At 34.5% G+C, this 13735-nt stretch carries 15 protein-coding genes; 10 read left to right on the top strand and 5 right to left on the bottom strand.

Annotated elements, in window-relative coordinates:
- Window positions 1-13: 13 nt before the first annotated feature.
- A complete protein-coding gene (locus tag FFX44_RS08300) occupies window positions 14-751 on the bottom strand; it encodes a helix-turn-helix transcriptional regulator (RefSeq protein ID WP_289979917.1) in 738 nt (245 codons plus the stop codon).
- Between the two features lie 169 nt (window positions 752-920).
- On the opposite strand from FFX44_RS08300, the gene FFX44_RS08295 reads away from it, so the two are divergent.
- From FFX44_RS08295 to FFX44_RS08275, 5 genes are all read left to right on the top strand, one after another.
- Entirely contained in the window at window positions 921-1748 is an 828-nt protein-coding gene (locus FFX44_RS08295; RefSeq protein WP_289979915.1) for a helix-turn-helix transcriptional regulator, read from the top strand.
- A 74-nt stretch (window positions 1749-1822) separates the two neighbouring features.
- Window positions 1823-2254 carry an SRPBCC family protein gene (locus FFX44_RS08290; protein ID WP_289979912.1) on the top strand — a complete coding sequence of 144 codons (432 nt, stop codon included), beginning with the start codon at window positions 1823-1825 and terminating at the stop codon, window positions 2252-2254.
- A 112-nt stretch (window positions 2255-2366) separates the two neighbouring features.
- Window positions 2367-2978: a helix-turn-helix transcriptional regulator gene (locus tag FFX44_RS08285; protein ID WP_289979910.1), complete on the top strand. Its 612-nt coding sequence runs from the start codon at window positions 2367-2369 to the stop codon at window positions 2976-2978.
- 88 nt (window positions 2979-3066) lie between these two features.
- Window positions 3067-3354, top strand: a complete 288-nt coding sequence (locus FFX44_RS08280; protein WP_289979908.1) for a metalloregulator ArsR/SmtB family transcription factor — start codon at window positions 3067-3069, stop codon at window positions 3352-3354.
- 54 nt (window positions 3355-3408) lie between these two features.
- Window positions 3409-4038, top strand: a complete 630-nt coding sequence (locus FFX44_RS08275) for a glutathione S-transferase N-terminal domain-containing protein (RefSeq protein ID WP_289979907.1) — start codon at window positions 3409-3411, stop codon at window positions 4036-4038.
- A gap of 124 nt (window positions 4039-4162) precedes the next feature.
- Here FFX44_RS08275 and FFX44_RS08270 read toward each other — a convergent pair whose 3' ends face one another.
- On the bottom strand, window positions 4163-4909 hold the full coding sequence (locus tag FFX44_RS08270) for a MurR/RpiR family transcriptional regulator (RefSeq protein ID WP_289979905.1): 747 nt from the start codon (window positions 4907-4909) through the stop codon (window positions 4163-4165).
- A gap of 138 nt (window positions 4910-5047) precedes the next feature.
- Here FFX44_RS08270 and pfkB point away from each other — a divergent pair, with 138 nt between their 5' ends.
- The 3 genes from pfkB to FFX44_RS08255 are packed head-to-tail and all read left to right on the top strand — an operon-like array spanning window position 5048 to window position 8991.
- A complete protein-coding gene (gene pfkB / locus FFX44_RS08265; protein ID WP_289979903.1) occupies window positions 5048-5986 on the top strand; it encodes a 1-phosphofructokinase in 939 nt (312 codons plus the stop codon).
- Window positions 5987-6023: 37 nt separating this feature from the next.
- Complete coding sequence (locus FFX44_RS08260; protein WP_289979901.1) at window positions 6024-7994, top strand: fructose-specific PTS transporter subunit EIIC; 1971 nt, start codon at window positions 6024-6026, stop codon at window positions 7992-7994.
- A gap of 22 nt (window positions 7995-8016) precedes the next feature.
- Window positions 8017-8991, top strand: coding sequence for a tagatose 1,6-diphosphate aldolase (locus tag FFX44_RS08255; RefSeq protein WP_289979899.1), 975 nt, complete (start codon window positions 8017-8019; stop codon window positions 8989-8991).
- Window positions 8992-9135: 144 nt separating this feature from the next.
- Here FFX44_RS08255 and FFX44_RS08250 read toward each other — a convergent pair whose 3' ends face one another.
- A complete protein-coding gene (locus tag FFX44_RS08250) occupies window positions 9136-9468 on the bottom strand; it encodes a helix-turn-helix domain-containing protein (RefSeq protein WP_289979897.1) in 333 nt (110 codons plus the stop codon).
- Window positions 9469-9583: 115 nt separating this feature from the next.
- Here FFX44_RS08250 and FFX44_RS08245 point away from each other — a divergent pair, with 115 nt between their 5' ends.
- The gene (locus FFX44_RS08245; protein WP_289979894.1) at window positions 9584-10507 is read left to right on the top strand and encodes an NAD-dependent epimerase/dehydratase family protein; all 924 of its coding nucleotides are present in this window, start codon (window positions 9584-9586) and stop codon (window positions 10505-10507) included.
- A gap of 145 nt (window positions 10508-10652) precedes the next feature.
- Here FFX44_RS08245 and FFX44_RS08240 read toward each other — a convergent pair whose 3' ends face one another.
- Together FFX44_RS08240 and FFX44_RS08235 are read right to left on the bottom strand one after the other, a co-directional pair.
- Window positions 10653-11144 carry a GNAT family N-acetyltransferase gene (locus FFX44_RS08240; protein WP_289979892.1) on the bottom strand — a complete coding sequence of 164 codons (492 nt, stop codon included), beginning with the start codon at window positions 11142-11144 and terminating at the stop codon, window positions 10653-10655.
- A 224-nt stretch (window positions 11145-11368) separates the two neighbouring features.
- A complete protein-coding gene (locus FFX44_RS08235) occupies window positions 11369-12253 on the bottom strand; it encodes a helix-turn-helix domain-containing protein (protein WP_289979890.1) in 885 nt (294 codons plus the stop codon).
- A 331-nt stretch (window positions 12254-12584) separates the two neighbouring features.
- On the opposite strand from FFX44_RS08235, the gene FFX44_RS08230 reads away from it, so the two are divergent.
- Window positions 12585-13697, top strand: a complete 1113-nt coding sequence (locus FFX44_RS08230) for an ABC transporter ATP-binding protein (protein WP_289979889.1) — start codon at window positions 12585-12587, stop codon at window positions 13695-13697.
- The last annotated feature ends 38 nt before the right edge of the window (window positions 13698-13735 follow it).

Below are 13735 nucleotides of genomic sequence, written 5' to 3'. Positions count from 1 at the left end.
TATTTATAAATGATTAATTAAATGGCCACCAAGTGAATCGTCTTGCTAAACGAGGTTCGCTCTTTGAATTATATGAAACATAAAAAGTGCCTACTTGTTCACGCATCAAAAGAGGAATCTGTTTATAGGATAATAAGCGAATTGAGTAGACATATGAACCCTTATGAGCAATGAGAGCCCAGCGTTCATTTTTATTGTACCTTCCAGTACTGAATTTAAGCCAACTTCCGCTTCCAAGTGGGGAATCAGAAACGAAGGCATCAACCTTTTGTGGGACAGAGACGAGTTCCCCATGACTATCCTTACTTCCTGAATCAATAACATCTGACCATTGCTTTTTCTCAGAAACTTTCCCGGGTAATATTGCATAACCGTACTGGGTTTTCAAGAATGGATTAGAGAAATCAATCCACTGATTTTGGGTAGCTCGACCATATCCTAAGATTACGAGCCAAACGATTAATAGAATTAAAAAGCTAAGAAGTATTCGCAAGTAAAGCCCATATTTTCTCTTATCCCGAACATCATTACTAAGCTGTTTTACCATTTGATTTTCTCCACCTTTAAGTAAATTATCAAGAGGAATATCAAGAATTTCACCGAGTTGAATTAGTGTGTCAAGATTTGGATAGCTTAGGTCGTTTTCCCAGCGCGAAAGGGTTTGCCGTGTGACATGTAACTGGTCTGCAAGTTCTTGTTGAGTTAGATTGAAATCTTTTCTTTTATTGCGCAAAATATTATGGAATTCCATAGATATAACCTCCTTGATAAATTTAAATTAATACCAAATGGTTTAAATGTAACGCAATTATCATGTTACATCTGTAATTATTTTGGTGTGAACCTTAAATGATTGTGAGGGGGTATGGTACAATAATTTCGAAAAAGATAACGGATTTTAATTATAGTTGGAGGCAGTCATGAAAAATCAACTTGGAGTTTCTTTAAAGAAAATTCGCGAGAAGCAAAAACTTTCTCAAAAAGAGGTTGCTAGTAACGTTTGCTCACAATCAATGTTATCTGCAATTGAACATGGAAAATATACTCCGAATGCAGCGTTGTTACTGGCACTTTGTAAAAAATTAGCAATTAACTTGAATGACGTTAGCTTAGCTAGTGATTTTGATATTTCTAGTAGCCAAAACTTTAATAATAAGCTTTCTTATTTATGTAATCAGCATAAATATGTTGAATTAAAGGCCTTTTTAATGAATTCTGAAACTTTTGATCAAATCCAAACGGCGGAACAAAGCCAAGCATATTATTATTATCTAGGTGTTGCTTGTTGGCATGTGGATTCAAATTTGAGTAATGCCAGGCAAAATCTGCAATTAGCGATTGCCAGTGGCGAAGAGCAGTTGACTAGGACAACTCTAACTCGGGTAGCTCTTATTTCTTTAGCTTTGACAGAGGCAAAAGCAAGTCAACAAACACGAGCATTAGATCTTTTGAGACAAGCTACTGAAAAAGTTGATAAAGTTTTTTATGAGGAAAACTTAAATATTGTTTTTTACATTGCAGCATTAATCTATTTAGAATTTGATAATAATAAGGATGCCTTAAAGTGGATTCAAGCAGGTATTAGATTCAGTACCACACATAATTCTCATTATATGCTTGCTAATTGCTACTGTCTTCTTGCACAGATTGCAAAAAACAGCGAGAATTTGGATCAGCAGTTAGAAGCACAGAAACGCAGTGACCTTTTCAAGAACCTTTTTGATGAAAGAGTCTTTGATGATTTCTAAATATCAGTATTCTGATTTTTAAAAATTATCAAGATACGCTAAATTAAGACCATACTTATGAGGAGGTCTTGATTATGGATCAAAAATTATTTTCAAATGTTGTTTTAGTTAATGCAGAGGAAGAAGAGGTTAGGAAAATTTTAGAAAGCCCAGAAAACTTACTGAAGTGGATTCCAGAAATTACAACGGTAGAGAAGGGAAATCATGATTTCAGTATTACACGGGTAGCACCTGCTTTGAATCAACAAGAAACTATTACAGTGGAAAAGGGTAATAATAGTGTGACATACAATAGTAAAGGCGGCAGACTTGAGTATCGAATTGTATTTTTGTTATCAGGTCAGGATAGGCAAACAACGATTCAAGAAGATGTCTATGTAGAAAAACAAGCAGATATATTCTTACCTTTAAAATTATTAGCACCAATTGCAAAGTATTCATTTAATACTAATTTGAACAATTTAGCTGCTTTTATAGAAAGCAAAATTGTAAGAAGAAATTCTTGAGCTTAATGATAATTTAGAAGTTTAACAAGAAGAAAAGAGGAAGCAATGAATCTCTGCTTGCCCTTTTCTTTTTGTATAGGCACAATTAAGAGTGAACATAGGAGGAGATTTAATGAAATTTGGTGAGCGGTTAAAGCGGGCAAGGATAGAAATGGATTTGACCCAAGAACAAGTTGCAAATGATTTTTTTATTACCAGACAAACTATCTCTAGCTGGGAGAATGAGAAGACTTATCCTGATATTTCAAGTCTCATCAAATTAAGCGATTATTACCATATTTCATTAGATATTTTATTGAAGGAGGATGTCGGAATGCGTGAAAGTTTGGAGAAGAAAGAAGTTTCAGAAGAACTGAGACCAGTTCGTCGGAACCTCTTATTAATTGATGTAATCTTACTTGTAGTCTTATTAGGAAATTTGTTTGACTTATTTAAAATTAGTGGAGGATTATCTTTATTTATCCTATTAATTTTATTATGTACCATTTCGGCTTTGAGTGATTTGAATAATTTTGATAAGGCATATTCGCTTGGATTAAAATATGAGTGGCAGAAGTACATATCTGGTGACAAAGGAAAGAAGTATGCACTTATTTTACCGACATTATTTGTAATTATAGGTGCGATACTCTTGATGTTTAAAATGATGTCAGTTGGTCTTCAATTTCTATTTGCAGCGGTAGTGTTCGTTGGTGTAATTTTATTGGAAAACAGAAAAAAATAGGTTAACAACTACAAAAGGCATGGGATTCTTTTTAATGTATTGATATTATTTCATTGAATTTGAAGAAGTAAGAGTGTACACTGTTTTTATGAATATCGAAATAAACAAAGAAGAAAAGGTAGCTGAGTTGTTTCGAGCCTTGAGTGAGCCCAATCGGATTAAGATTATTAAAATCCTGAGGAATAGTGATAAAGAGTTGACCTGTAGTCAAGTTAGTGAATTATTGCAGATTGCTCCATCGACCGTTTCATATCACTTTAAAGCGCTACGCAAGGCAGGACTAACGACGACAAGGCAGCAGGCACAGACTAAGTATTTGTCGTTAAATAAAGCGACATTTAGGCAGTACTTGCCTAATCTTTTGGACTCATTATGAGTCTTTTTTTTAAGAACGTATTTCGATAATTATAGAAATAAGAGGAGAGATACTATGAAATTATTTTATGCTTCAGGAGCAAGCTCGTTAGCAGTACATATTTTATTAGAGGAAAGCGGTTTGAAATATGGTCTTGAGAAAGTAAATTTAGATATGAAAACATGGAATAATGGTGATTATAACTTAATTAATTCTAAATCATATGTACCTGCTCTTGAGTTAGATAATGGTGAAATTCTAACTGAATGTGCAGTTGTTTTAGAATATATTGCTCATAAAGTTCCTGCACAAAACTTGATTGGTGAATATGGGAGTACAACCTATTGGCAGCAAAGAACATGGTTGAATTATATTGCAACTGAATTGCATAAAAACTTTATTTCGCCTTTCAGAAAGGGCAATTGGCTGCCAAACACAATTGAATCTAAAGAGTTAGTGTACAAACGAGTTTTTCCAAGGCTTAAATTTGTTGATACCCAATTAGGACAACAAGAGTACTTGGTTAATAGCCATTTTTCCGTACCTGATACTTATTTATTTGTTATGACTAATTGGCTTTACAGGTTAGAATATGAGTTCAATGGCTTAGGGAACTTGCAAAGATTTGATACTACTATGAGAAAAAGGCTTGCTGTTCAAGATGTGTTGCAGCAAGAGGGGAAGCCGCATTCGTTGCAAGACTAGCTGATTAATCCAGCCTTCTTTATCTGTGTTCTTTTTAATAATTGACCAACAAAAATTATACGAGATAAGTAATTCTTTTGTTTAAGTTTCATTTTGTTAAAAGTAAATTTTTGTAGTCATATAGTTATTTCTTTATACGAACGACATATGAATCCATTAAAATTCGAGTCATAATCTGTAAAGGAAGACGTGAGCGAACTTCATAATTTGGGAAATAAGTAGTTTCAGACTTAAAACCACAGAAGAGTAAATCAGATAGAGAAGCAATTGATGAACTGGAATCGGTTGTAAAAACGATTTTCGTGATGTCTTTTTTCTCTAAGATTTTTGCGGCTTCTACCAGTTCGGGTGTTTCTCCATTCAATGAAATAAGGATAGCAACACAATTAGTTGATATCTTTTTTGAAACAGTTTTGATGATATTAGGATCGGTTTGTAATTCTGCATATTTATCAACTAGCTGTAATTTCATTTGTAATTCTTGACCAATGGATTCAGATAGTCCTCGCGCGAAAATATAAACCATTTTGGCATTCTTAATTTGGTTTATGGTATCTTCAATGATATCAATTTTTAAATTCTTAAGAGTATTGTTAAGTTCAATTTCATTTTTCAAAATAACAGAACGAATTAAACTGTCGGCGTGCACTAAGATATCATACTTAGGGCCGCTTTTTTCTGTACTTAATAATTCATGGCGAAAATCAGTATATCCAGAATACCCTTTTTTTTTCAAAGTACGAACGATTGTTGCAGTTGAAACATTGGCATATTCACTTAATTTAACGATGGACATATCACTGATTTGATTAGTATGATTTTGAAGCAAATTCCAGAGGTAGCGCTCAGCACTGCTTAATTTCTTCTCCATTTTTTTCTCCTTTAATAAATTGTAAACGTTTTTCATAATATAACCCCATCATAACTCATTCTTGAAAACATTTTCAAGAAAATCTATTTAAAATATAAAGTGTGAAGAGGTAATTAAACAAGAAGGAGGATGAGCTAATTGATCTATACAATCACACTTAATCCAGCTATTGATTTATTTATTGATACAGAAAAAATGGAACCAAATATAGTTAATCGGACAAAAAAGTATGATATTCAGGCGAATGGTAAGGGAATTAATGTGTCATTTATTTTAAAAGAACTTAGTGTCGAAAGTACTGCAATAGGAGTTGGAAATGGTTTCACAGCTAAATATATTCAGGATGAACTTCAGCAAAATCATATTCAGCATTATTTTACTGAGAGTCAGGGTACTACAAGAATCAATGTTTTCACGAGAGTAAAAGAAGGAGACAAAGAATATAAATTAGTAAATCCGGGACCTGTAGTTGGAATACACGAACAAGCAAAATTACTACAGTATTTGGAAACTAAGTTAAAACGAAATGATGTTATTTGTATTTCTGGCAGTTTTTCACAAGGAATTGAGCCAGATATTCTTACTAAGTTTGCAGAGATTGCAGTCATTAAGGATGCAAAAATTGTTATTGATACTAGTTATAAGCAAGTAATGGAGGTCCTTAAATATCACCCGTGGATTATTAAGCCAAATGAAGATGAAATTAAAAGTTGGTTTAATATTAAAAGCCCTTTGCCCCCTGAGGATTTAGCAAAATTAGGACGTGAGTTAATTAAGCAAGGTGCTCAACTAGTGCTGATTTCACTTGGTGGGGAAGGTGCAATATTAGTTTCAAAAGATAAGATTCTTTATGGTAATGCTCCTAAAATAAATATTTTGAATACTGCAGGAGCGGGTGACTCAATGTTAGGGACCTTTATCGGTAATTTAACTAAAGGTATTGATAATGCAACGGCATTGAAAAAAGCAATTGCTGCAGGAAGTGACGCGGCAAGAAGGGAATGGATTACAGATTTTACTGCAGCAGCAAAATTGGAAGAAGAGATTCAAATTATGGATGATTTTTTAAAATTTTAACACTGTAAATTATGTGGAAAAAAATGGAGGAATACCTATGCCAAAATATAACATTATTGCAGCAACTGGATGTGCTACTGGAATTGCCCATACTTATATGGCTCAGGAAGCACTAGAACAAGCAGCTGTTAGGAAAAATTTGACGATTAAAGTTGAAACGCATGGACAAACTGGAGTAGAAAATCAACTATCGGCGGCTGATATTACTGCAGCTGATGCGGTTGTAATTGCAGCTGATATTGATGTGGATGCAGATCGTTTTGCTGGGAAAAAAGTTGTGATTGTACCTGTTGCACGAGGGATTCATGAGCCAGATAAATTAATTGAACGTGCTTTGGCAGCAACTACACCAATTTATAAAGCTGATAAAGCAACTAAAAATGCAGTGAATACTAGTGAAATACAGCAGACAAATGGAAGTATAATTACAAAAATATATACCTCGTTGATGAATGGTGTCTCACATATGTTGCCTTTGGTTGTTGCTGGAGGGGTATTGATAGCTATTTCTTTCTTTTGGGGAATATACTCAGCAGATCCAAAATCTTCGCAATATAATCAATTTGCATACATGTTGAATACAATTGGAAGTACAACTATGAATTTAATGGTTCCAGTTTTCTGCGCCTATATCGCTGAGGCAATTAGCAAGCGTTCAGGATTAATTGTTGGTTTTGCAACTGGGATGATAGCTTTTAATAATGGGACTGGATTTTTAGGCGCAATAGTAGGTGGCTACTTAGCAGGATACACTATTGTTTTATTACAAAAGGTTTTGAAACCGTTACCTGACAAAGAGTTTCGTGGACTTAAAGCAATATTTCTGTATCCAGTGCTAGGGGTTTTTATCTCAGGATTAATTATGTGGTTTATTTCAACTCCAATGAAGACAATTAATCTTGGAATGATGGACTTTTTGAAAGGGATGCAAAACTCTGATCCTCTGATATTAGGCATTATTGTGGGATGCATGGCCGCTTCAGATTTTGGTGGACCAATTAATAAAGCTGCTTATTTAACAGGCACTGCTTTATTAGCACAAGGAAATTATTACTTTATGGCAGGAGTTTCGGCTGCATGTATAGCTCCACCATTGGCAACTGGTTTTGCAGTTTTGATGAGTCCAAAGTCATATTCAAAAGATGAGCGTAGTGCAGGTTATGTTAACTTTTTATTGGGTTCAACACATATTACTGAAGGAGCGATTCCGTTTGCTGCTAAAAATCCATTATTGAATATTCCAGCATTCATGGTTGGATCCTCTATTGCGGCTGTTTTATCATATATGTCAAAAATTCAAGTTCCTGCACCACATGGTGGGTTTATTGTATTACCGCTGGTAAATCATCCTCTACTTTGGGTAATATATATTGTCATAGGAGCAATTGCTTCAGGTGTGTTATTAGCGATTATCGCTAGACGCCAAGTTAAAAAACATGGTGGAGTTGTTGCTGCCAGTGGTGGTATGGGGCTACTAACTGGTGAAGTTGAGGACAGCGGTCCTGTTGAACAGATTTTACATTCAAGTAGTGAAAATTATAACAAGGAAAACGATAATAATTTAAGTGTAATTTTAGAAAAAGAAAATATTTATTTTAATGTTTCTGCTAAAAATCAGCAAGAAGCATTGCATTATCTGGCTGAAAAAGCTGGTGAGAGAGGAATTAGCAATTCAACAGAAAGTGTATTTCAAAAATATATTAAACGTGAAGAAGAAGGTTCAACCGGCATGGAGAATGGGATAGCAATTCCACATGCTCAAGATTCAGCTATTAGGAGTTCCAGTATGATAATTTTAAAGTTAAAAACTCCTGTTGAGTGGAATACATTTGATGGGAAACCTGTTGATTTGATTATTTCTTTTTTAATTCCTGAGCAAGATAAAGGGGCACATTTGCATTATTTATCAAGCACGGCAAAGTTACTAACTCATCAAGATTTCGTTACTAAACTGAAGAATAGTCGTAATAGTGATGAGATTATAAATCTATTTAAAAACAATAGATAGAAAAACTAATGGAGGAATGAAGATGAATGAAACAAAAAAGTTGTATTTAAAAAAAATAATTAATGGTGATGGAGTAATTTCTGCTTTAGCAATTGATCAACGCGGTTCTTTAAAAAAAATGTTAGCGATTGCAGCAGGAGGAAAAAATAATGAGACAGATGTAATTGAATTTAAGAACTTAGTTTCAAGAAAATTAACACCTTATGCATCAGCCATTTTACTTGATCCTGAGTATGGATTGTCAGCCTCGAAGATGAGATCAGCCAATTCTGGATTACTTATGGCTTACGAAAAAACAGGGTATGATGTAAATACGCGTGGTAGAATGCCAGATATATTAGCAGATTGGTCGGCACTGCGGTTGAAAAAGGCTGGCGCTGATGCGATTAAATTTATGTTATATTATGACATTGATGAAGATGAAAAAATTAATCGCAAGAAGCAAGCTTTTATCGAACGTATTGGTGCTGAGAGTGCTAACGTTGGGTTACCCTTTTTCCTGGAGTTGATGTCATATGATGCAAATGTTAATGATACTCAAGGGCGTGATTATGCTCAACTTAAGCCACATAAAGTTATTGAAATGGTAAAAGAATTTGCTGATGAACGTTACCAAGTGGACGTATTAAAAGTTGAAGTTCCTGTAAATATGAAATTCGTAGCTGGTTTTAACGATGTAGACAACTCCGTGTATACTGCGGAAGAAGCGGCTTTTTATTTTAAAAAACAAACAGAAGCAGCTAAAGGAGTTCCGTTTATTTTTCTGAGTGCGGGTGTCAGCGCAGAATTGTTTCAAGAAACTTTGAATTTTGCTGCGAAAGCTGGATCAAAGTTTAATGGCGTATTGTGTGGAAGAGCAACGTGGAGAGGAGCAATTGAGCCTTTTGCTCGAAAGGGAGAAAAGGCTGGAGAACAATGGTTGGAGAACGAGGGACGAAGGAATATAGAAAAATTAAATGTTGTTTTGAGACAAAATGCAACACCATTGTTTAAATGAGATAGGCTTTTTAACGAATAAAAATTAATAAGCTTTTAAATATTAAGCAATTAAAATCATAGATATTCTTTATTAAGAAATGTCATCAAAAAAGAGTAGGCAAACTTATCTGCTTACTCTTTTTTGATATATATTACAAAAGCTTTATAATTTATGTTTCATAATCTCCCATTTATTTCCCCAAGTTTGCATTGCTTCAAAAATCGGGCGTAAATCTTCACCCTTTGCGGTCAGACTATACTCAACATGTGGTGGTGTTTCTGGGAAGACACGGCGAGTAATAATATGAGCATTCTCTAGTTCTTTTAGACGAGAAGATAGTGTACGAGGACTGATACTATCCAAATTTCTTTGTAATTGATTAAAGCGTTTTTCGCCTTGGAACATATTCCTTAAAATTAAAAAAGTCCATTTTCCGCCAACTGTGTGGATAGTTTTCTCAATTGGGCATGGATATTCTGGTTGATCAATAGTCATAAAATTACCCCCAATACTTTAGTTTTTGTTAGTACATATAAGAAAAGTCAGTACTATATTATCTATACTACTTCATTTAAGATAGTTAATAAATAACGAATGGAGTGGTTAAAAGATGAAAGTAGTTGTATTCGGAGCTAGTGGTTTTATTGGAAGTCATGTTGTCAGTTCTTTATTTCAGGCTAAACATAATGTGACAGCCGTTGTCCGCCCAACAAGTAACGCCTCTTTTCTAGAAGAACAAGGAATACATGTTGTACGAGTCAATTATAATGATTTATCGCAAATAAGTGCTGCAATGAAAAGCCAAGATATTGTTTATAATTGTACAGCATCAACCAAAGCACTGTCTAAAAATGGAGGAAATGCTATAGAGATTTCTTTAACAAAGGTGTTAGTTGACGTTGCATTGAATGAGGGAGTCCATCATTTTGTTCAATTAAGTTCTATTACTATTTATGGTTTTGAAAAAGAAGGAATTATTGATGAAGACTACCAGCCACTTATAAAAACACCAACACAAATTCTTCAACAAGAACGTGAAAAAGTAGTTATAAATGCTGGGAAAACGAAGAAAATGGTGACTACGATTGTTCGCCCAGCAAGTACCATTGGAGAGCGTGGGGAACATTCTTTCTTTGCCAAGATGTTTGAGCTTAATCAAACAGGAGAATTTCCGATTGTTGGCCGAGGTGCTGCTAGAACTTCATTTATTGATACACGTGATATTGGGCAAGCTATGACATTAATAGGTGAAAAAAAGCTTGCGGGCATTTATTTAGTAAAAGGCTTTGATGCAACGTGGATACAAGTGAAAAATACGATGGATAATATCATGGGGCAAAAAACAAATTATAAGCATATTCCGGAGACAACTGATAAACAGAATATGCAATCCTATGAATATAAGACCTTTGCAACAACTCGCGTGTGGAACGACTTGCAAATAAGAGAACAAGGATTTTATCCTAGGTATTCACTGCAACAGGCGGCAGAAAAAGAAATTTATTATTTAAAATCAATTATTGAGAATAGATAGGGGTGACCAAAAGTTAAATTTTGTTCCAACATCACTATTTATTCCATCTAACTTCGAATTACTCATAGCAAAGTACTCGCTATGTTCATAATGTTGAGTTATTACTTAAATTTTTTTGATTTATGTCACACGCCCTTTATCTATCTTAAAATAAACGGGTCATGTTATACCAAATTTCGCCAGCATGTTTAGAGTCAGAAACTCCGTCAACTCGATAACCGTATTTTTCGTAAAAAGGGACTAATTCTTCTAGGCAAGTCAGTGTTATTAAGTGACGTCCTTGATTTTTAGCTACTGTGGCTAATTGTGCTAATAACCGTCCCGCGAGTCCCATTTTTTGTTTATTTGGTGCTACGGCTAAGCTAAGAATTGTTTGGTAGGGAGCTAGTGGGGAATTTGGAGTAGATTTTTCAAAGAGTTCATCTGAAAGATAGCGTTTGGTTGATGCCGGGCCCACAATATAACCTAGTGGCTGCTGCTTTTCATCGTAAGCCACAATGAAAGTATCGGGAATTATTTTAATTCTTTCTAACATACTTTCTTTAGTTGCAGCTTCAGCTTTAGAAAAGCCAGAATTTTCGATTTCCATGATTTGCTGTAAGTCTTGTTCACGGGCTTTGTCAAAGATAATTGTCATTTTAAAATGCTCCTTAAAGTAATTATTGTTGTGCATAACTTTTGGGTTATCACAGCTGATAGAATAGAAAAGTTATGTGTATTAACTGTGATTCTGATGTTTACTTAACCTGATTTAAAATAGAAAAGCCCTATTAGTCAAGTATTATAACAAAATAAAGGTAGTATTTAATTAACTTTGAAGAAGAACTGCTGGTTGGATAATTATTGTAAATTATAGAAGAATTAATTATTTGAATGTGCAGTCAACAAAAAGTAACAGAAAACTAAGTCATCCATTTGTTTGAGGGAAATTCTAGTTTCATGGTAAAACTTTTCAATTCGATATTGAATAGTATTTCGATGTAAATAGAGTTTTTTGGCAGCCAAACTAACATTACCTTGTTGGCGATAAAGTTGTGGAATGACTTCAATTACTTCTGGGTAATTTAGAAGATACTTATAGTAGGCATCAACTAGCTGAGTTGGTAGAGCTTGACAATATAAACAATGAAATAAGACATGTTGTAATTTAAAAGTTTGTCCGTGGAAATATGACCATTCGCTTTCAAATACTTGCTCTTCGGCCTGGAGAATCCTCTTGAGATCACCCAAAGGTTCCCAGAAGTTTCCGATGAACATGTGTGATTTAGTAGAAAAATCTTCGTCTAGCATTTGCCTGATACCATCTAATTCACTTAAAGATGAACTTTGACTCGTGCAGCTTTCAATTAAAATTCCAGTTGATTCATTCAAAGAGTAAGCTGTCAAATAATTATTTGGTAATATTTGGGACAAAGCAGTTAACCAATCGGAAATTTTAAAGTCGGTTGTTTTAAATTCTAAGTGAAATGAAATTTGGCGAACTAATTTATCAGTTTCAGGCATCGTAGTACCGGGACTTGTTAAGTAAGCTCTCCAAGGATCATTAATTGGCGATATTGAATTTAAAGTAATTTGACCTTGTCGAAAAAGAGTCTCGAGCAGATGTCTTTCCGTTTGAGATAAACTATCCCTAAAAAAGTTAACAAAGTACTTTTCTAGGGGGAAAATTAGATATTTATCAGTTAATAATTGTTCAGTAGTAATAAAGGTTTGTGGATAGAGGTGCAAAAGTTCTGTTAGTTCCATAATTCATCCTCCAATTATATCAATATTTTAGTATGGGGGCTGTGCCAAAAGTTGAATTTTGACCCAGCTTCGCTAATTATTCCGGATAAATGTGTTCCATAAGTCAAAATTCTCCGTTTAACTTCGAATTACTCATAGCAAAGTACTCGCTATGTTCGTAATTTCGAGTTAGTACTCAAATTTTCCCGACTTGTGTCACATTGCCATCTGATTTTACTTTTGGCAGAATGCACAATTTTGCACTAATAATTTTGTGCAGTTCAAGCTGTCTTCGAGTAAACGCTTACAGTAAAATAATAATAGAAATAAGTGGAAAAGGAAAGGTGAAATTATGACGGAACTTAAATTAGAACATATTTACAAGGAATATGATAATGCTGAAAAAGACTCTTACGCTGTTACTGATTTTAATTTAGATATTAAGGATCGCGAATTTATTGTTTTTGTTGGACCATCCGGATGTGGGAAATCAACAACCCTAAGAATGATTGCTGGATTGGAGGATATCACGAAAGGTAAATTGTTGATTAATGAAAAAGTAGTTAATGATTGGGCACCTAAAGATCGTGATATCGCAATGGTTTTTCAGAACTATGCATTATATCCACATATGACAGTCTATGATAACATGGCTTTTGGGTTGAAACTCAGAAAATATCGTAAAGAAGATATTGATAAGCGCGTTAAAGATTCTGCTAACATTTTAGGATTAACAGAGTTTTTAGCAAGAAAACCCGCTGCGTTATCTGGCGGTCAGCGACAGCGGGTGGCTTTAGGTCGGGCAATTGTTCGTGATGCACCAATCTTCTTAATGGATGAACCGTTATCTAACTTAGATGCAAAGCTGCGGGTATCAATGAGATCTGAGATTGCGAAACTGCACCGCCGCTTAAACACAACCACAATCTACGTTACACATGATCAGACGGAAGCAATGACCATGGCTGACCGCATTGTTATCATGCGTGATGGTAAAATTCAACAGGTAGGGACACCGCAAGAGGTTTATTATAAACCTTATAATCGTTTTGTAGCTAGTTTTATCGGCTCACCTTCGATGAACTTCTTTAATGTAATTTTGAAAGACGGTTTTGTGATTGATGAACAAGATAACTTAAATTTAGGTGTTCCGGAAGGGGTATACAAGGTATTGAAAGATAAGGGGTATGAAGGTAGCAAAATGACCTTGGGTGTTCGGCCAGAAGATATTCATACCGAAGGAACATTTATTGAAACTTTCCCACAGGCTAAAATTCATGCTGAGGTTATTGTTTCCGAACTATTAGGTGCGGAGTCAATGCTTTATAGTAAGGTTGGACAGACAGAGTTTGTTTCAAAAGTTGATGCTCGTGATTATATGAAACCTGGAGAAACGGTTGACATGGGATTTGATTTAAATAAGGCTCATTTCTTTGATATCAAAACAGAACTTGCAATTTTGTAGTAAATATTAAGAGAACAAACTAAAAACCTTCTTTGAAA

The organism is Lactobacillus sp. UCMA15818 (genome assembly GCF_030400225.1).
Lineage (GTDB): Bacteria > Bacillota > Bacilli > Lactobacillales > Lactobacillaceae > Liquorilactobacillus.
The sequence above is the reverse complement of the archived record's forward strand: the minus strand, read 5'-3'. Positions and strand labels throughout refer to the sequence as shown.

What these genes read in the sequence shown, in the direction of transcription:
- FFX44_RS08300 (WP_289979917.1), bottom strand. Translation starts at nt 751, where the DNA reads ATGGAATTCCATAATATTTTGCGCAATAAAAGAAAAGATTTCAATCTA.
- FFX44_RS08295 (WP_289979915.1), top strand. Translation starts at nt 921, where the DNA reads ATGAAAAATCAACTTGGAGTTTCTTTAAAGAAAATTCGCGAGAAGCAA.
- FFX44_RS08290 (WP_289979912.1), top strand. Translation starts at nt 1,823, where the DNA reads ATGGATCAAAAATTATTTTCAAATGTTGTTTTAGTTAATGCAGAGGAA.
- FFX44_RS08285 (WP_289979910.1), top strand. Translation starts at nt 2,367, where the DNA reads ATGAAATTTGGTGAGCGGTTAAAGCGGGCAAGGATAGAAATGGATTTG.
- FFX44_RS08280 (WP_289979908.1), top strand. Translation starts at nt 3,067, where the DNA reads ATGAATATCGAAATAAACAAAGAAGAAAAGGTAGCTGAGTTGTTTCGA.
- FFX44_RS08275 (WP_289979907.1), top strand. Translation starts at nt 3,409, where the DNA reads ATGAAATTATTTTATGCTTCAGGAGCAAGCTCGTTAGCAGTACATATT.
- FFX44_RS08270 (WP_289979905.1), bottom strand. Translation starts at nt 4,909, where the DNA reads ATGGAGAAGAAATTAAGCAGTGCTGAGCGCTACCTCTGGAATTTGCTT.
- FFX44_RS08260 (WP_289979901.1), top strand. Translation starts at nt 6,024, where the DNA reads ATGCCAAAATATAACATTATTGCAGCAACTGGATGTGCTACTGGAATT.
- FFX44_RS08255 (WP_289979899.1), top strand. Translation starts at nt 8,017, where the DNA reads ATGAATGAAACAAAAAAGTTGTATTTAAAAAAAATAATTAATGGTGAT.
- FFX44_RS08250 (WP_289979897.1), bottom strand. Translation starts at nt 9,468, where the DNA reads ATGACTATTGATCAACCAGAATATCCATGCCCAATTGAGAAAACTATC.
- FFX44_RS08245 (WP_289979894.1), top strand. Translation starts at nt 9,584, where the DNA reads ATGAAAGTAGTTGTATTCGGAGCTAGTGGTTTTATTGGAAGTCATGTT.
- FFX44_RS08240 (WP_289979892.1), bottom strand. Translation starts at nt 11,144, where the DNA reads ATGACAATTATCTTTGACAAAGCCCGTGAACAAGACTTACAGCAAATC.
- FFX44_RS08235 (WP_289979890.1), bottom strand. Translation starts at nt 12,253, where the DNA reads ATGGAACTAACAGAACTTTTGCACCTCTATCCACAAACCTTTATTACT.
- FFX44_RS08230 (WP_289979889.1), top strand. Translation starts at nt 12,585, where the DNA reads ATGACGGAACTTAAATTAGAACATATTTACAAGGAATATGATAATGCT.